This window comes from Bacillus sp. SD127, assembly GCF_058566445.1.
The window spans coordinates 1,527,655-1,543,181 of record NZ_CP191226.1; the positions used below are offsets into that span (position 1 = coordinate 1,527,655).

Sequence of the window (15,527 nt, forward strand, 5' to 3'; positions counted from 1 at the left end):
CGTAAACAAGATTATTTATTGAATTATTGATCTTTGTAACTTTTTTTGTTTTATATTGCTACACTATATAACTTCAGCTGAGCGTATAAAATGGCTCTGGATCAATATGAATGATGTAAGGTAAAACTGTGGACGTTTTAAAAAAGCTCATAGAGTTTCAGAAAGATGAAGATTTGTAATTTATATTTCCCTGGTACAGAAACTTTGTCAGGATAAGGAGTTAATCACATTACAAAACGCCATAAAGATTTCTTATGGCGTTTAGCCGAACAGGGAGGTGCTGCTACGGAGGAGTTAGTCTAGATTTAATTTAATATCTAAAGAAAGCTGCTCCGACAATGATTAACAAGATGAATAGCACCACGATTAACGCGAAGGAACTGCCGTAACCATTAGACATATTGCCACCTCCTTTAGTGAGGATAGTATAAGATATGCCAAACGATCGTTTTCGACATAGATTTACGTCTAAATAAGAAAAAATGAATTTTTTGTCTAAAAAACAAATTAAAACGCCATAAAAGTTTCTTATGGCGTCAAACAGAACAGGGAGGTACTCCTGCATATAGGGTTAAATAGGAACGCCTTCTGGATAGCCTCCGAAGAAAGCTGCTCCAACAATGATTAGTAAGATGAATAGCACCACGATTAATGCGAAGGAGCTACCACAACCATTTGAGTATCCCATATGTCCACCTCCTTTAAAAGAGGATAGTACATGATATGCGGGGGCGAGTTACTTCGAAAGGGATGCTAGTTGAAATGAATTTTAAAATGATTTTTTAGTCTAAGTTGAAATAGAGAGCATTGGAAGGGCAACAATACCAATATAGACGGATTTATGGAACGAAAACGAAATCGGAAATTGAGTCTCTCTTGAAATAATCAGGAGAAAATACGTCAACACACCATTATATACCTGCTCATTTTTATATGCACCTCTGCTTGGATATTATGTTCTGAGCAGGAGGTGCTTATTTTCGTTTGTATTTCCCGACTGTTACACTCCGTAAAGGAAACTTTTGATCATGAGCACTACATTACCGAACTTCCATTATCTCTATAAATGGATGTGTACATTATTAAAAATTTTATCCTCATTCTTATGTAATATGTGTTTCTTTCTGATTTGGAGTGTAAACATAATTAACTTTCTATACATAATTAGCAATTTAAATATAAATTGGGTGAAGAAATAAACCTTCTCAACTATCCCTCTGTTGTCTGACAACGATTCATGCACCATACAAGTGAATGAAGCATTATAGCCCTACACTTAACCAAACGATAAACTCGAAGGATTGGATTAAAAAAGAGTTGTATTCTGATATTAATTTGGATATATTGTATATAAAGTATATATACAATATGATAGCGGGGTTTTATATGCAAATTATCATTTCAAATCATTCAAAAGAACCTATTTATGAGCAAATTTATGCTCAAATTAAAAAACATATTTTGACCAATGAATTACAAGCTGGGCACTCCTTACCTTCAATGCGACAGTTAGCGAAGGATTTGGATATAAGTGTTATTACAACAAAACGTGCCTATGAGGAACTGGAGAAGAACGGATTCATTTATTCGGTTGTTGGGAAAGGTTCTTTTGTATCGGAGCAGGATAGTGAGATGATGAAAGAAAAAAAAATGAAGGTAATTGAAGAGCAATTGTTGACGGCAATTCAAAACAGTAAAGAAATGGGCATCTCACTTACAGAATTAAAGGACATACTTACACTGTTATATAGGGAGGAAGAATAGTGGAAAATGTTATTGAATTCAAACATGTTTATAAATCATTTGGTGATTTTCAGCTAAAAGATATTTCAATGACAGTTAAAAAAGGATTTATAACGGGTTTTATCGGTGGTAATGGTGTTGGAAAATCTACAACGATTAAACTTATGATGAACTTATTGCAACCAGATAGCGGATCGATTTCAATATTTGGGTTAGATCATAAAGCACATGAAAAAGAAATAAAGCAACGGATTGGTTTTGTATTTGATGAAAATATTTTCTACGCACATTTAACATTAGCAGAAATGAAGGAGATTATAAGGCCCTGCTATATGAAATGGGATGATCGCCTATTTAATTTCTATGTTGAAAAATTTGAACTGCCGTTAAATAAAAAAATCAAATCATTTTCTAAAGGAATGATGATGAAAGCTTCTTTATCAATAGCCTTATCACACCATGCAGAGTTAATTATTATGGATGAACCCACATCGGGATTAGATCCAATATTTCGCAGGGAGTTTCTGGATATACTACATAATATAATGCAAGATGGAAAGAAAACGATCTTCTTTTCTACTCATATTACAACAGATTTAGACCGTATTGCAGATTATATTACTTTTATTCATAATGGTGAGCATATTTTCACAAAGAAATCGTATCAAATTCAAGAAGAGTATGCCATTGTAAAAGGAGGCGCGGAGTTATTAGATCGAGATACAGAACAGGAGTTTATTTCCATCCGGAAATCTAATGCTGGTTTTGAGGCATTAACAGCCAATAGAACACGAATAGAAGACGTGTTTGGTGACTTAGTTTTAATCGAAAAACCAACGATTGAAGAGCTGATGTTCTATACAAAGAAAGGGGCTAAATAGGGTGTTTCACTTAATAAGAAAAGATATCATTTTACAAAAGAAATCTCTTATGATATTGCTGCCTGCTTTATTTGTTTATTTAACGTTAAATATATCATATATCTGGTCAGGTTTTGTATTTAGTATTGTCATAATAATGAACGCGTTTTCAATGGATGAAAAAGCCCGAATAAATACCCTGCTGAATTCACTGCCTTATACAAGAAGGGAAATTGTTAGTTCAAAGTACATCGGGGTACTTATTTTTACTTTAATTGTAGTTCTTACAATTTTTATAGGAAACTTAATCATTCATAGAGAACTAACAATATGGATAGATCTAATGTTTATCGTATGCCTTGTGATGGTATCTGCTTCATTTATCTTTCCATTTAGTTATCAGTTTAACAGCCGATATTTGTTCAAAGGCTCACTTGTTTTATTCGGTATTTATATGGTGTTGATTAATACCTTGTTCCGAAATGTGAACGATATAATCAGAGAAAATGTTCGAATATTATTATCATTACAAAATCTTAATGTTTATTTCTTAATTCTGTTTTCGGTTATGATTTTATATGTTTGTTCTTGGCTTCTATCGATACGTATTTATAAAAATAAAGTATTTTAAAGGAAGGGTGTAGAATTCTACAGAAAGAGATTTTTACTGATTGGTTTAATCATCCCTATTCTCATATGTTGCAAAAGGAACGGTATCTTAAATCAATGTTTGTGATGTATTTTGACGTTAGATGTTACTCATACAACGGATTACCTGGGATAGAATTTACGGTCCAAAAACGCGAAATCGAAAACAATATTGAAGTAAAAAAGAGCCTATCTCCTTTATGAGAAGGGCTATCCACTTATTTAACATGAGTTTCTGAGTGATACATAGCTTTTTCGAATGCAGCTATTCATTTTTATCTTCGTAATCAAATCCTGCCCAATCGGATCATAAAGGGACACGTCTTTTTTGTTTTTTCATTTCGCGTACATGCATGATGAGGATTTTTTATTAATTACAAAAGGGGGGAGCATAGTTTCCTGTCACTGATTGATTAAATAAATGTTGGGTCAGCTTCCTGTAATACATGTTCAAACGGGGTATACTGCGCATGTCTTAGGAGCTCCTGAGCATGGCAGAACAGTGATTCAAATAAGGGCAGCCTTGCGCAGGTTTAATCATGAGATAGATTTTAAGGGTATGTAAATGAATAATTGAAAAAACCCACTAAAATGTGGGTTCTTTGTATGCGCTAACGGGGGAATAACTATTCTTCATCTTCAAAGAAACCGAATAGTTTTTCTTCATCATATTCATATTTACGTCCTAGATTATCTGTATCTCTTTCGTGCTGTAAAAGAACTTTATAGTTTTTTCCCTTTGAAGATTCGTTTTCAGTAACACTTAGGACGGTTACTTTATCGTTCTCATATGTCTTTGCAAAAAGTTTAATCTCCTCAATTGTATCCTTTAAATCTGTTTCATCACCATTAAAAAAGTCTAAAGAAACTTCAGTTGTGTATTTTTCAATCATGGCTAGCTCCCTGCTAATATGTTAGTTCTTAAAGGATAACGGAAAATCTAATTAACAGCTATCACTGGATGGTGAAAGAGGTTCAACAGTTGCAGAGAGTACTCTATGGTTCAGCAACTCTAATGTGAAATTGGAGTGTTGCTCACTATGGATGAGATGGCGATCAATGGCCGGTGCCGGATAATTACATAAATAAAGAAGAAGCAAGTAGGATGGGAAAGCATAAAAGGTAAGTAGCACCGGGTAAAAGTATCGGGGGAGATATATACAAAAACAGAGAAAAATCTTTCTGAAGCTAAAAATAGAGTGTGGTGCGAAGCTGATATAAACTATATCACAGGTTACAGAGGGAATGACAGATTACTTTATTCGAATGAGGGTATAAAACAACAGATTTATTATAAAACGTTTGTTAAGTTAAATAATGGAGGACATAGTTTTTAATGAAAAAAATAGTTGTATATGGAAAAGATTTTCAAAATAAAGAAGGGTTACATAATGCATTAAAAGATAAATTAGACTTCCCAGACTACTATGGGGGAAATTTAGACGCTTTATGGGATTGCCTTACAGGGTGGATAGAGTTGCTGTTAACTTTAATCTGGAGAAATTTTGAGTGTAGTAAAAAGTTTTTAGGTTCATACGCTGATGATGCATTAGAAGTTTTACAAGAGGCTCAAGAGGAATTAGAGGATGAGTTTAAAATAATAATAGAGTAGACTTTCTTTTTTGGTTTTGTGAATTTGAAAAAAGTTGCTGGCATTGTTTTTTTATCGCCTTCATGTCTATATATGGCAAAATTCATACGCGAAATCATACCATTGTTCAACCCGGCTTTTTCGGCTGTCCAGCATATATTATAAATTCCACTGTGTTTAAGTGCGAAGCTTGTAACAGGTTTAAACGAAAGCCTGATATCTAAAGCCTCGGCAATCCGTTCAAACTCTGTAATATCAATCTTCCTGAAAGACGACAATCTAAAAATTGGATTCGTGAAATATTATAGGGAAAACTAAGACTTTTTTCACGGGAAAATGCGTCTAAGATAAGGGTGGTGTTTCTTGAAGAGCTGCTAAGTAATTAATGACAATAATTGGTAATTGAGAGTGTTTGTTTCATAATTAGAGCAATATTCGGTTTTAGAGTTAGAAAGGTGCGAAACGGAGGAATACATGCAATGCGAAGTGAACAGGTAATGATGGACATTTTTTTAGACTTTGCTTTGAATGATGAAAGAATCCGATTGGTTACTTTGGAAGGATCACGTACAAACAGAAATATTCTCCCCGACAACTTCCGAGACTATGACATTTCTTATTTTGTAACTGATATGGAATCTTTTAAAGATAATGATCGGTGGCTTGAATTCTTTGGTACTCGCATTATGATGCAAAAACCCGAAGATATGGAGCTTTTTCCTCCTGAATTAGGTAACTGGTTTTCATACATCATTCTTTTTGAGGATGGTAACAAATTAGATCTAACCCTTATTCCAATCAGTGAAGTAGAAGATTATTTTGCTAAGAACGATGGTTTGGTTGAGGTCCTGCTTGATAAGGATAATTTCATCAAAAATAAAGTAATCCCAAATGATCGTCAATATTGGATTAAAAAGCCTTCTGCAAGGGAATTTGATGATTGCTGTAATGAGTTCTGGATGGTTTCGACTTACGTAGTAAAAGGATTAGCAAGAAAAGAAATACTTTTTGCAATTGACCATTTAAATGAGATTGTACGTCCTAATTTATTGAGAATGATGGCGTGGCATATTGCATCCCAGCAAGGGCATACATTTAGTATGGGGAAGAACTATAAATTTATTAAACGTTACCTTTCAAATAAAGAATGGGAAGAGCTAATGTCTACATATTCTATGAATGGGTATCAAGAAATGTGGAAGTCGTTATTTACTTGCTATGAATTATTTAGGAAATATTCAAAAGTTGTATCAGAAAGTCTTAGATATAAGTATCCATATTATGACAAAGTCATCGCGAAGTATACGGAAAGTATTTATAACTCATTAAAATGAATGCATAAACCCGCCTCCTTAGCGGGAGGTTTTCTTGTGTACAAAGAAGAAATTAAACTAATGAAAAAAGAAGAGTCTATCATAATACTCTTCTCTAAATTGTTTCAGTCTTCATTTTTCCTTTCCTTACAAATACCATGATTCCAGGGATGATCATAAGTATAGCTGGTATTAAGTAAAACCAATCAATACATATAAGTCCTCCAACTCCTGAGATAAAAAGTAAAACACTGCTCAACTTTGGTTTGAATAAGACAACAATTGAAGCGGTAAACCCAACGCATGAAAAGATCAAAGATACCCATGCACCAACAAGGAGGTCGCTCGTCATTTCAAAGTATCTGATCAAATGAAAAAATAAATCAAGGTAGGCGATACCTAAAGCTAGAATAGATGCTACAACACCCAATAGGCTCCCTATCAAACTTAAAAAAACTCAATGGTTCTCTTCACAATAAACGCTCCTTATGTAATCAGCAACTTCATTTTTATATATTAGAATATAAAAGCAACATAAATGAAAATATAAATGAGAAAGACAACGGTGTAAATCGTGGTTATTCATACGCAGGATTGAAGAAGAAGGACACGCAGCAGATTCATTTGCTCTTGTTGGGGGGCAAGTGTTGACAACTCTATTAGCTGGCTTAATTAAAGAAGGAGTATAAAACCTGTATCAATGATGTTACTAGATATCTACGACACAGGTTTTATATTTAGGTAACTAAATTTAACATTGCATTTTTTTATTATGCAATAGTTCACTCTATTTCTGCTTTCAATTTTTCGAACCACTCTAAATTAACCAAGTGATGTGAACGGGAATTTTCGTTCATACGGCGAAAGTAATTGATTGTGCCGGGAATTTCTTGAGTGATGGACAGGTATTCATCAAGGAGCTCGATTCGAGTTTTAGTCTGGTCGATTTGTGATTGGATCAGATCCAGTAATTTATTTTTGTCGAATTCATCGGCAAAGAGTAACGCCCCATAAAATTGCAGGTTCACATATTCCGATTTGGTGCCGTATTTGATCATTAATTTCTCGAATTCTGCCCTTCCTGATTCTGTGACTTTAAAGTTACGGATTTCACGCCCACTGGTTGAGGGTTTCTGCTGAATCTGTTCAATAAAACACTTTTCTTCAAGTTGCTGCAGATTGTAATAAAATGAACCTTTCGTGAAGTTAACAATATATTTGTAATGACGTTTTTCCATTAAGGCCAGAAGTTCATAGCCGTGAGCTCCGGGATTTTGGATAAGCAAGCCAAGGATAAGTAAGGGAATTATGGTTTCATCACCTTCGCCATCCGCGCCTCAAATTCCGCGTACGTGATTTTACCCGAAGCCAAATCCATACTATGAAGGTAAATCTGTTCTGTTTTAGAATAGTCACCATTCACTTTCAGTGATTGCTCCTCTCCCGAAATGGGTTTCAGGATATGGTACTTTTTCGAAAAAGCCTCGAAATAGCGGTAACCGAATTTGCGTTGTGAAGCTGCGTCTAAATGAATGCCATCAGGATTCGCAGTCAAACCTGATGCAGTAACAAAATAACAATTCTGTTGTTCATTAGCAAAACGCAGCAATTGTTCATTAACCTGTCGAAATTCGGTCGCGTGCTGTCCAAAACCGGTCTTCCCAAGAAAGTCACCAAGCCCTCCAATAATCAACGGTACCTCATCAAGTTTCAACTCGTTTCTTAGCGTCTCGATGATAAGAGTTAATTTCTCGTAATAAATTTCATGTAGCGACTGATAACTGTCACTCTCACCCTGGTGCCAAAGGATTCCACAAATTTGACTGGATCGGAGGGCGAAGCGGGCTTCGGACAAAGCATGCTGAAAAAGGATGCCTTCCGGATGCCAGTCATTCAATGAACTGCCACCTTCCGCACAAGGGATCAAGCCAATTTCTTCATCGGGATGAGCTTTCGACCATGCATCTGCAAAAGATGCCGCTAGGCCAACGCCGGAAACCGGACGGTCGTAATTAATCGGCTCTGTCATCATCTGCCACTGTCCATTGCGCAGCATTTTTATTTTTTCATTATAGATAGGGTCTACTTCATTCAAAAATCCACGGCCCGCCATATTCGACTGCCCCAACATTAAAAAAGACTTTATCATCTCATTTTTCACTTCTTTACATCAATATTTTAGTCTAATTAGACTATAGTCAATTCAGTTTGTCTTGTAAAGTTATAACAAGGTTTTATTTTTTTATTAGTATGTATGAAAAACAAACTAACATTGAAAATTTGGTGGATGTATTTGAGAAATAGCAAGTTCTTTTACTTTTTCTTATCCAACTATCGGGGGTTTTAGTTTCAATAACGATCTTCCACAATCGGGCGCGATTATTGAACAAGAACTAAAGGAGTGATACATATTGATGTATAATATGTATCACTCCTTATTTTTTATGGCTTTTTTTGATTTAGGTCTTGATAAACAATGAAAAAACAACAAAAACCCTGTCATGTAAGGGTTCCTATGAGGTTCAAAATCATTTTTCATAGGAAATACGTTCAATGATGGGGGTGTATCCCAAATGAAATGGATTGTTAAAAAGGGAGGGCTATGTTGAAGGGGTTAAATATCAATAAAAAATTTTTAAGCATAAAGAGGAAGAGCGTCAAAACTCTTCCTCTTTTATTTGGATAGAATACCGAGAATTTCTCTTGGGAAAATTTATTTTTTAGCAAATCCCTGTTTATTTAAATACTCAAGCATGAAGGGGAGTTTGCTTCTTTCGAGATGGTCCTCAATATGATCTTTCCATCCCTTTACTTTTTTCACTGTGAAAGGCGCTTTAACAGGACGATTCTGGTAATACTGACGCATCTGTTGATCATAGGTTGCTAATTTTTCATCATCTAGCGATTGATACTGATTATCAAACATGACCATCGATTGAGGCAAACGTGGTTTTAATCCAGGTTTCTCTTCAGCAGGGTGGCCTATGCATAGCCCTACTAAAGGAACCACATGTTTTGGTAAATGTAATATCTCAGTTAATTCTGTAATATGTAGTCTAATTCCACCGATATATACGCCACCGAGTCCCATTGATTCGGCTGCAGTCAAAGCATTTTGAGCCATTAGCCCAGCATCAAATGTACCTATTAAAAGGTATTCAATATACTCAAGATCTACATCGGGAGCGATTTGATGATTTCGGTTAAAATCTGCACAAAAAATCCAAAACTCTGCTGCCTCTTCAATATAAGGCTGGTTCGCAGAAAGCTCCATTACTTTTTTTCGAAGATCTGGATCTGTAATTCTAATGATAGAAACGGCCTGAAGAAGGCTGAAAGATGAAGTCTGATTAGCTGCCTTAAAGATTGCTTCTCGTTGCTCCTTTGTGAGAGGTTGATCTGTAAAAGACCGAATGGAAGTATGATTACAAAGTAATTCAATTGTATTGTTCATATTGACACTCTTCCTTTCTTACATATTAGATTCAAGCTGATTAAGTTGGGCTAGAGTTACTTTTGAAAAAAGTGTAACTTGTATACAATATGATAAAATCAGCACTCTAATTTATGAAGAGGGCAATTTAAATTGCCGTAGTGCATTTTTTTGTACTTAGTACCAAAAACTGGATAAAAAGGTGGCTAGATTTTGTTAAAACGAATTTGAAAAAGAATTTAAATGGAATAAACAAAAGATCCGGCAAATGTCCCGAAAAAGGAAGCTTGTGTCAACCTGCTTAGTTAGTAAAAAAAAGCTGTCACATTCGACAGCTTCTGATCTTTTAACTCTTGCCCCGTTACTTTAATACATTTCTTCATAAACTCTTATCGTAAAATTACTCTATCTGCTCCCCAAACTTCTTTCCGAACTCTTCCATCAAATCAATTATAGGAATGAATTCTTTCCCTTTTGAGGTTAGTGAATACTCTACACGAGGAGGAACCTCAGGAAACACCTCTCTCTTAATTAATCCATCTGTTTCTAATTCTCTCAGCTGCTTTGTAAGAGAACCTTGTGAAATGTCCCATAAAAAAGCTTTAATTTCGCTATAACGACGTTTTTTTGTTTTTAAAAACCAGAGAATAATATATTTCCAGCGTCCCGAAAGCATATTTTGGGCATATGCAATTCCATATACTTCTCTCTGTTCCTTTATATACTCTTTGTCAAATCCATCCTTACATATTTTAGACACCTTTTCACCTGCTTTCTGCTGTTAAGTACAAAAAAATGTACTACGGCAATTTATATTGCCCTCTTTAAATAGATGAGAAATGATTTTATTCTAGTATATGTAAAAGAATTATTCAATTCGTTTTTCATATCTAATGATTATATGTTGCGATTTGGTAAACAAATAATTGTGTAACTTTAAGCAGAATTATTCTTTTTATATACAAATCCTTTAGGAGGGAAAATAGTGAAATTCGGAATTATAGGTGCAGGAACAATTGGGTCAATTATTTCTAAAAAATTAGTTGAGAATGGGCATGATGTCAAAATTGCAGATGCAAGGGCAATTGAATATTTAGAAGGAAAAAAGCTTGCTGGAACCCCTGTGCGCGTAAAGGATGCAATTAAAAACATTGATGTTCTGATCATATCTCTTCCTACAAAAGCAATGTCAAGCATTCGAAATATGATCGATCAAGTCGGAGAGGATGTAATCATTGTAGATACTTCAAATTATTATCCTTTTAGAGACGACAAAATTGAAGAAATCGAGAACGGGATGGTTGAAAGTGTTTGGGTATCAAATCAATTAGGCAGACCTGTCATTAAAGCATTCAACAATTTATTAGCCTATACTTTAGAAAATGAAGGAACAACCGTAGATTCTAGTGAACGAATCGCGATAGCAGTTTCTGGTGATGACACATCACAAAAACAAGTAGTCATAGACGTAGTATCCGAGTTAGGCTTCGATGCAATAGACAGTGGTTCTTTAAGTGATTCTTGGAGACAGCAACCAGGAACTCCTGCTTACTGCACAGAGCTAACAAAAGATGAACTTACGAAAGCGTTGAAAAAGGCGAATAAAGAAAAAGCACCGTTACTACGCGACAAAGTGATGGAAATATTTGCAGAGAAAAAGGATGTTAAATTTTCACACGAGGATGTTGTGAATCTAAACAGAGAAATATACAATTCATAAAAACAAGCTATCATAAGGAAGAAATTAAAAATTATAGAAAATGAAAGTAAAGAGTATAATAAAAATAAACATTCATAACGTGCAAGATGGTTTTATAATGTTGAAGGCCTAATGAGTGTAGTAAAAACCGGTGGTTTAATACTATCGGTTTTTTTTACTGCTTTTATATACTCATTGAAAATCACCTCATTATTAGAACAAACAGTTGTTACATAGCATTACCCAAGGGGTGATGCATTTTATGAAGGTGATAATCATCGAGGGAACGCAAGCTGGCAAATGCATTAACGATTGCTATCATTATTTAATAAAACGTTATAGGAAGGAGATCCAGGGTGATAGCCATATATGTAAGGGTATCGACCGAAGAACAAGTGATCAAGGGATCGAGCATTGACAGCCAGATCGAAGCCTGCATAAAGAAAGCAGGGACTAAGATGTGCTGAAGTATGCTGATGAAGGGTATTCTGGTGAGTTGTTTGAACGTCCAGCTTTTAACCGCTTAAGGGAGGACGCAAGTAAAGGACTCATAAGCAAGTTATCCTCAATGACTCAGCTATCATTGATGATGATTAGTCTAATTCCATTTGACAGTAATGGTATTAAGCATTTTAATATTTACTCACTTTGTAGATACAGACAGATTCAAATGTTGGTTTCATAATAGTTGGAGATCAAGTTAGGGACTAAAGGAAGGAAAGAACCTTTCTTTTTTACTTGGAAGGAAAAAAACCGTGCCCATTTTGTGCCCAAAATAGATATAAAATGATGCAATGAGTGTGTATTGGATAACTTCAGATGCTTGAAAGCTTCTGTAACTGCAAATACTTCCACTTTATTGAGGGCAACGAACTAATAAAGAGATACCAAAAAGCCATTTTGGTATCTTCTTTGTGTTTTTTTAGAGCTATTAAATCCATCTAGGAGCATCATGACTTGGCATCAGCAACAGTAACTTAATACTATATCGAATCTATTTGAGGAAACTGATTGATGATATATTGCTTGAAGTTTTCAGCGACAGGTGATAGATACTTCCCTTCAATCCAGGAAATACCAACTGTGCGCTCGAACCTTGGCCAACTAATGCGAACCTTTGCGATATTTGTTTGGTCTAAGCCTTTAAAATCAGGAAGAATTGAAACGCCCAGACCTGCTGCAACAAAACCTGCGATTGTAGCAGCTTCTTCGCCTTCAAATACAATGTTTGGGGTAATATTAACCTGTTCAAATATATGATCTATGGTTACTCGAAGAGCAAAACCTTCTTTCATTAAAACAAAAGGCTCATGAGCAATGTCGTTTAAGGTAATCTCCTGACGAGTAGCTAACACATGATGTTTGGGCAAGAATAAAAAGAGCTCCTCCTTCCATAAGGGTTTCCACATTATATTTGATTCGACTGGAAAAGAAGCAAGCAGGCAGAGATCTAGTTCACCTGATTTTAGTTTATCTAAAAGCTGATTAGAGTGAGACTGGTTTAGTTGGAAATGAACATTTGGGTATTGATCTTTAAATGCTCCAATTAAATTTGGAACGATGGTTGTACCCAGTGTGTGTAAAAAGCCTAAAGACACTTCACCTTGATCTGGTTGTAAAAGGGATTGAATTTCTTCCCTTCCTTCAGTAAATTCTTTCATGATGGAATCGACCCTCTTGAGGAATCTTTCCCCATATTTATTTAATGTAATGGACCGGCCTTGTCTATCAAAAAGCGGAACCCCTAAGTAATTTTCTAATCTAACAATAGACCGAGAAAGTGCTGGCTGTGTTATTGATAACGTTTCAGCAGCTTTAGTTACATGCTGTATACGAGCAAGAGTTTGAAAGTACTCTAATTGTTCCCATTCCATTAAAACATCCACCTTTTTATAAATCATTACATAAAAGAATTAAAATCATATTTATTATGCATTATACATCATAATTTATTAGTGTTATGATCAATTTATCGAAAAAATATATGAATTTTTATATGAATTATAAACTAATTGTGTATTCAGAAGGAGGATTATTTTAATGAACTATCGAATTGAAAAAGATACTTTTGGAGAAATAAAGGTGCCTGCTGATAAGTTTTGGGGAGCGCAAACACAACGTAGTAAAGAGAACTTCAAGATAGGTTCTGAAAAAATGCCTATCCGTATTGTTAAAGCTTTTGCTATATTGAAGCGCAGTACAGCTATTGCTAATAATCGTCTAGGTAATTTGGATAGTGAAAAAACAAAGGTTATTACAGCAGTTTGTGATGAGATTCTTGAAGGCAAATATGATGACAATTTTCCACTCGTTGTTTGGCAGACGGGAAGCGGTACACAAAGCAATATGAATGTTAACGAAGTGATAGCAAACCTTGCAACAGCTTTATTAAAAGAAAAAGGCTCTATACAAACCATACATCCAAATGATGATGTCAACCGCAGTCAAAGTTCGAATGACACTTTCCCAACAGCGATGCATGTTGCAGGTGTATTAGCTATCTATGAACAATTAGTTCCTGCACTTGATCAACTTCGGAACACATTAGATGAAAAAGCAAAAAAATTCAATGACATTGTAAAAATAGGTCGTACACATCTTCAAGATGCTACACCTTTAACCCTTGGACAAGAAATTAGCGGTTGGGTATATATGATTGATCGTTCGAAAGAAATGATTTTGGAAGCAACTGAAAAAATGCGTGAGCTTGCTATCGGGGGTACGGCAGTAGGGACAGGCATTAATGCACATCCACAGTTTGGAAAAGTTGTCTCAGAGGAAATCTCGAAGTTTACAGGCCAACAGTTTAAAAGTTCACCGAATAAGTTCCATGCCTTAACCAGTCATGATGAAATAACGTATGTACATGGTGCAATGAAGGCATTAGCTGCTGACTTAATGAAAATTGCGAACGATGTTAGATGGCTTGCAAGCGGTCCTCGCTGTGGTATCGGGGAAATTTCAATCCCGGAAAATGAGCCTGGCAGCTCCATTATGCCCGGTAAAGTTAACCCTACTCAATGTGAAGCCCTTACCATGATTGCGGCTCAAATTATGGGGAATGACGCAACTATTGGATTTGCTTCAAGTCAAGGCAACTTTGAACTAAATGTATTTAAACCTGTTATTATCTATAACTTCCTTCAATCCGTGCAGTTACTGAGTGATGGAATAAAATCTTTCCATGATCATTGCGCGGTTGGTATTGAACCTAATAAGAAAACCATTAAAGAAAATCTTTCCGGATCTTTGATGCTTGTCACAGCATTGAATCCTTATATCGGATATGAAAAAGCTGCGAAAATTGCTAAGTTTGCTCATAAAGAAGGCTTAACGTTAAAAGAGGCTGCTGTGCAACTCGAATTATTAACGGAAGAGCAATTTGATGAAATGGTTAAGCCAGAAGATATGGTGAAACCAAACATTTAAATCTTTTAAGATAAAAACTAGTTACTAATCAGTAACTAGTTTCTCCTTATTCAAAAGGGGGGTGCACAGATTTTCCGTCACTGATTGATTAAATAAATGTTGGGTCAGCTTCCTGTAATATATGTTCAAACTAAAAAGCCAAGCCCATTTTCAATTGCATGTGATTGTATGTACGAAAGATTAATATTACGCAACATGAAAGTTGGAATGCAAAAGTGATATGTAAAATAATTGGACTGCCACTCTAAATAATCAGTCCAAGTTGCAGGCATTGTTTTTTTATCGCCTTCATGTCTATATATATGGCAAAATTCATGAGCGAAATCATACCATTGTTCAACTCGGCTTTTTCGGCTGTCTAAGCATGTATTATAAATTCCACTGTGTTTAAGCGCGAAGCTTGTAACAGGTTTAAAGCCTGATATCTAAAGCCTCGGCAATCCGTTCAAAATTAATTTGTTCAGGCTCTGTCATATCAATCTTCCTGTATAAGTTTTCAATCCATCCTCTAAATGACTGTTTGTATACCTCAAGATGAAAACCTCCTTAAAGACGACAATCTAAAAATTGGATTTATTAAATATTATAGGGGAAACTAAGACTTTTTTCACGGGAAAATGCATCTAAGATAAGTGTGGTGTTTATTGAAGAGCTGCTAAGTAATTAATGACAATAATTGATAATGAAAAGTGTTTAAACAGAATCTTAATAATCAATCTCCTATCTTAATTGTTGAAGACCAGAAGCACATCTTTATATACGCATTTAACAAAAGTACTTTTTCGAATAAAATCTATTACCTTGAATTGGA

General features: G+C 35.1%; 15 protein-coding genes and 3 pseudogenes. 8 read left to right on the plus strand and 10 right to left on the minus strand.

The genetic code is table 11. The features are described 5' to 3' along the window. Positions 1 to 310 precede the first annotated feature (310 nt). Together ACQVGS_RS07805 and ACQVGS_RS07810 are read right to left on the minus strand one after the other, a co-directional pair. Positions 311 to 400: a YjcZ family sporulation protein gene (locus tag ACQVGS_RS07805; protein WP_024122253.1), complete on the minus strand. Its 90-nt coding sequence runs from the start codon at positions 398 to 400 to the stop codon at positions 311 to 313. 171 nt (positions 401 to 571) lie between these two features. Beyond that, positions 572 to 688, minus strand: a complete 117-nt coding sequence (locus ACQVGS_RS07810) for a YjcZ family sporulation protein (RefSeq protein WP_010335054.1) — start codon at positions 686 to 688, stop codon at positions 572 to 574. 698 nt (positions 689 to 1,386) lie between these two features. On the opposite strand from ACQVGS_RS07810, the gene ACQVGS_RS07815 reads away from it, so the two are divergent. From ACQVGS_RS07815 to ACQVGS_RS07825, 3 genes are read left to right on the plus strand one after another with little or no spacing between them, the layout of a single operon-like run. Then, a complete protein-coding gene (locus tag ACQVGS_RS07815; protein ID WP_106020156.1) occupies positions 1,387 to 1,764 on the plus strand; it encodes a GntR family transcriptional regulator in 378 nt (125 codons plus the stop codon). Further along, on the plus strand, positions 1,764 to 2,624 hold the full coding sequence (locus tag ACQVGS_RS07820) for an ABC transporter ATP-binding protein (RefSeq protein ID WP_106020155.1): 861 nt from the start codon (positions 1,764 to 1,766) through the stop codon (positions 2,622 to 2,624). Before ACQVGS_RS07815 ends, ACQVGS_RS07820 begins: the two co-directional genes overlap by 1 nt. Before the next feature lie 49 nt (positions 2,625 to 2,673). Next, positions 2,674 to 3,234 (plus strand): ABC-2 transporter permease, encoded by a 561-nt coding sequence (locus tag ACQVGS_RS07825; protein WP_244637192.1) that lies wholly within the window; start codon positions 2,674 to 2,676, stop codon positions 3,232 to 3,234. Positions 3,235 to 3,877: 643 nt separating this feature from the next. Here ACQVGS_RS07825 and ACQVGS_RS07830 read toward each other — a convergent pair. Next, positions 3,878 to 4,144 (minus strand): hypothetical protein, encoded by a 267-nt coding sequence (locus ACQVGS_RS07830; RefSeq protein ID WP_106020153.1) that lies wholly within the window; start codon positions 4,142 to 4,144, stop codon positions 3,878 to 3,880. Between the two features lie 443 nt (positions 4,145 to 4,587). Here ACQVGS_RS07830 and ACQVGS_RS07835 point away from each other — a divergent pair, with 443 nt between their 5' ends. Then, positions 4,588 to 4,863 carry a barstar family protein gene (locus tag ACQVGS_RS07835; RefSeq protein WP_151174382.1) on the plus strand — a complete coding sequence of 92 codons (276 nt, stop codon included), beginning with the start codon at positions 4,588 to 4,590 and terminating at the stop codon, positions 4,861 to 4,863. A 29-nt stretch (positions 4,864 to 4,892) separates the two neighbouring features. On the opposite strand, the pseudogene ACQVGS_RS07840 reads toward ACQVGS_RS07835, so the two are convergent. Then, a pseudogene (locus tag ACQVGS_RS07840) lies at positions 4,893 to 5,129 on the minus strand (ImmA/IrrE family metallo-endopeptidase); the annotation flags it as partial. A gap of 192 nt (positions 5,130 to 5,321) precedes the next feature. Between ACQVGS_RS07840 and ant(6) the strand changes: the two are divergent. After that, positions 5,322 to 6,176, plus strand: a complete 855-nt coding sequence (ant(6), locus tag ACQVGS_RS07845; protein ID WP_106022542.1) for an aminoglycoside 6-adenylyltransferase — start codon at positions 5,322 to 5,324, stop codon at positions 6,174 to 6,176. A 761-nt stretch (positions 6,177 to 6,937) separates the two neighbouring features. Here ant(6) and ACQVGS_RS07850 read toward each other — a convergent pair. From ACQVGS_RS07850 to ACQVGS_RS07865, 4 genes are all read right to left on the minus strand, one after another. After that, on the minus strand, positions 6,938 to 7,465 hold the full coding sequence (locus ACQVGS_RS07850) for a PadR family transcriptional regulator (RefSeq protein WP_003237203.1): 528 nt from the start codon (positions 7,463 to 7,465) through the stop codon (positions 6,938 to 6,940). Then, complete coding sequence (locus tag ACQVGS_RS07855; RefSeq protein WP_151175178.1) at positions 7,462 to 8,304, minus strand: sialate O-acetylesterase; 843 nt, start codon at positions 8,302 to 8,304, stop codon at positions 7,462 to 7,464. The genes ACQVGS_RS07850 and ACQVGS_RS07855 overlap by 4 nt, the downstream gene beginning before the upstream one ends. 564 nt (positions 8,305 to 8,868) lie before the next feature. After that, positions 8,869 to 9,609, minus strand: coding sequence for an oxygen-insensitive NADPH nitroreductase (gene nfsA / locus ACQVGS_RS07860; protein WP_318751895.1), 741 nt, complete (start codon positions 9,607 to 9,609; stop codon positions 8,869 to 8,871). 379 nt (positions 9,610 to 9,988) lie between these two features. Then, a complete protein-coding gene (locus ACQVGS_RS07865) occupies positions 9,989 to 10,348 on the minus strand; it encodes a winged helix-turn-helix transcriptional regulator (RefSeq protein WP_024122237.1) in 360 nt (119 codons plus the stop codon). Positions 10,349 to 10,573: 225 nt separating this feature from the next. Between ACQVGS_RS07865 and ACQVGS_RS07870 the strand changes: the two genes are divergently transcribed. Both ACQVGS_RS07870 and ACQVGS_RS07875 read left to right on the plus strand, forming a co-directional pair. Then, positions 10,574 to 11,308: an NADPH-dependent F420 reductase gene (locus tag ACQVGS_RS07870; RefSeq protein WP_127696725.1), complete on the plus strand. Its 735-nt coding sequence runs from the start codon at positions 10,574 to 10,576 to the stop codon at positions 11,306 to 11,308. 335 nt (positions 11,309 to 11,643) lie between these two features. Next, positions 11,644 to 11,849 (plus strand): annotated as a pseudogene (locus tag ACQVGS_RS07875) (recombinase family protein); the annotation flags it as partial. Between the two features lie 421 nt (positions 11,850 to 12,270). Here ACQVGS_RS07875 and ACQVGS_RS07880 read toward each other — a convergent pair. Continuing rightward, a complete protein-coding gene (locus ACQVGS_RS07880; protein ID WP_010335036.1) occupies positions 12,271 to 13,161 on the minus strand; it encodes a LysR family transcriptional regulator in 891 nt (296 codons plus the stop codon). Between the two features lie 166 nt (positions 13,162 to 13,327). Between ACQVGS_RS07880 and fumC the strand changes: the two genes are divergently transcribed. After that, on the plus strand, positions 13,328 to 14,716 hold the full coding sequence (gene fumC, locus ACQVGS_RS07885; RefSeq protein ID WP_127696727.1) for a class II fumarate hydratase: 1,389 nt from the start codon (positions 13,328 to 13,330) through the stop codon (positions 14,714 to 14,716). 24 nt (positions 14,717 to 14,740) lie between these two features. On the opposite strand, the pseudogene ACQVGS_RS07890 reads toward fumC, so the two are convergent. After that, a pseudogene (locus ACQVGS_RS07890) lies at positions 14,741 to 15,249 on the minus strand (ImmA/IrrE family metallo-endopeptidase). Positions 15,250 to 15,527 lie beyond the last annotated feature (278 nt).

What these genes read in the sequence shown, in the direction of transcription:
- ACQVGS_RS07805 (WP_024122253.1), bottom strand. Translation starts at nt 400, where the DNA reads ATGTCTAATGGTTACGGCAGTTCCTTCGCGTTAATCGTGGTGCTATTC.
- ACQVGS_RS07810 (WP_010335054.1), bottom strand. Translation starts at nt 688, where the DNA reads ATGGGATACTCAAATGGTTGTGGTAGCTCCTTCGCATTAATCGTGGTG.
- ACQVGS_RS07815 (WP_106020156.1), top strand. Translation starts at nt 1,387, where the DNA reads ATGCAAATTATCATTTCAAATCATTCAAAAGAACCTATTTATGAGCAA.
- ACQVGS_RS07825 (WP_244637192.1), top strand. Translation starts at nt 2,674, where the DNA reads ATGATATTGCTGCCTGCTTTATTTGTTTATTTAACGTTAAATATATCA.
- ACQVGS_RS07830 (WP_106020153.1), bottom strand. Translation starts at nt 4,144, where the DNA reads ATGATTGAAAAATACACAACTGAAGTTTCTTTAGACTTTTTTAATGGT.
- ACQVGS_RS07855 (WP_151175178.1), bottom strand. Translation starts at nt 8,304, where the DNA reads ATGATAAAGTCTTTTTTAATGTTGGGGCAGTCGAATATGGCGGGCCGT.
- ACQVGS_RS07880 (WP_010335036.1), bottom strand. Translation starts at nt 13,161, where the DNA reads ATGGAATGGGAACAATTAGAGTACTTTCAAACTCTTGCTCGTATACAG.
- fumC (WP_127696727.1), top strand. Translation starts at nt 13,328, where the DNA reads ATGAACTATCGAATTGAAAAAGATACTTTTGGAGAAATAAAGGTGCCT.
- ACQVGS_RS07835 (WP_151174382.1), top strand. Translation starts at nt 4,588, where the DNA reads ATGAAAAAAATAGTTGTATATGGAAAAGATTTTCAAAATAAAGAAGGG.
- nfsA (WP_318751895.1), bottom strand. Translation starts at nt 9,609, where the DNA reads ATGAACAATACAATTGAATTACTTTGTAATCATACTTCCATTCGGTCT.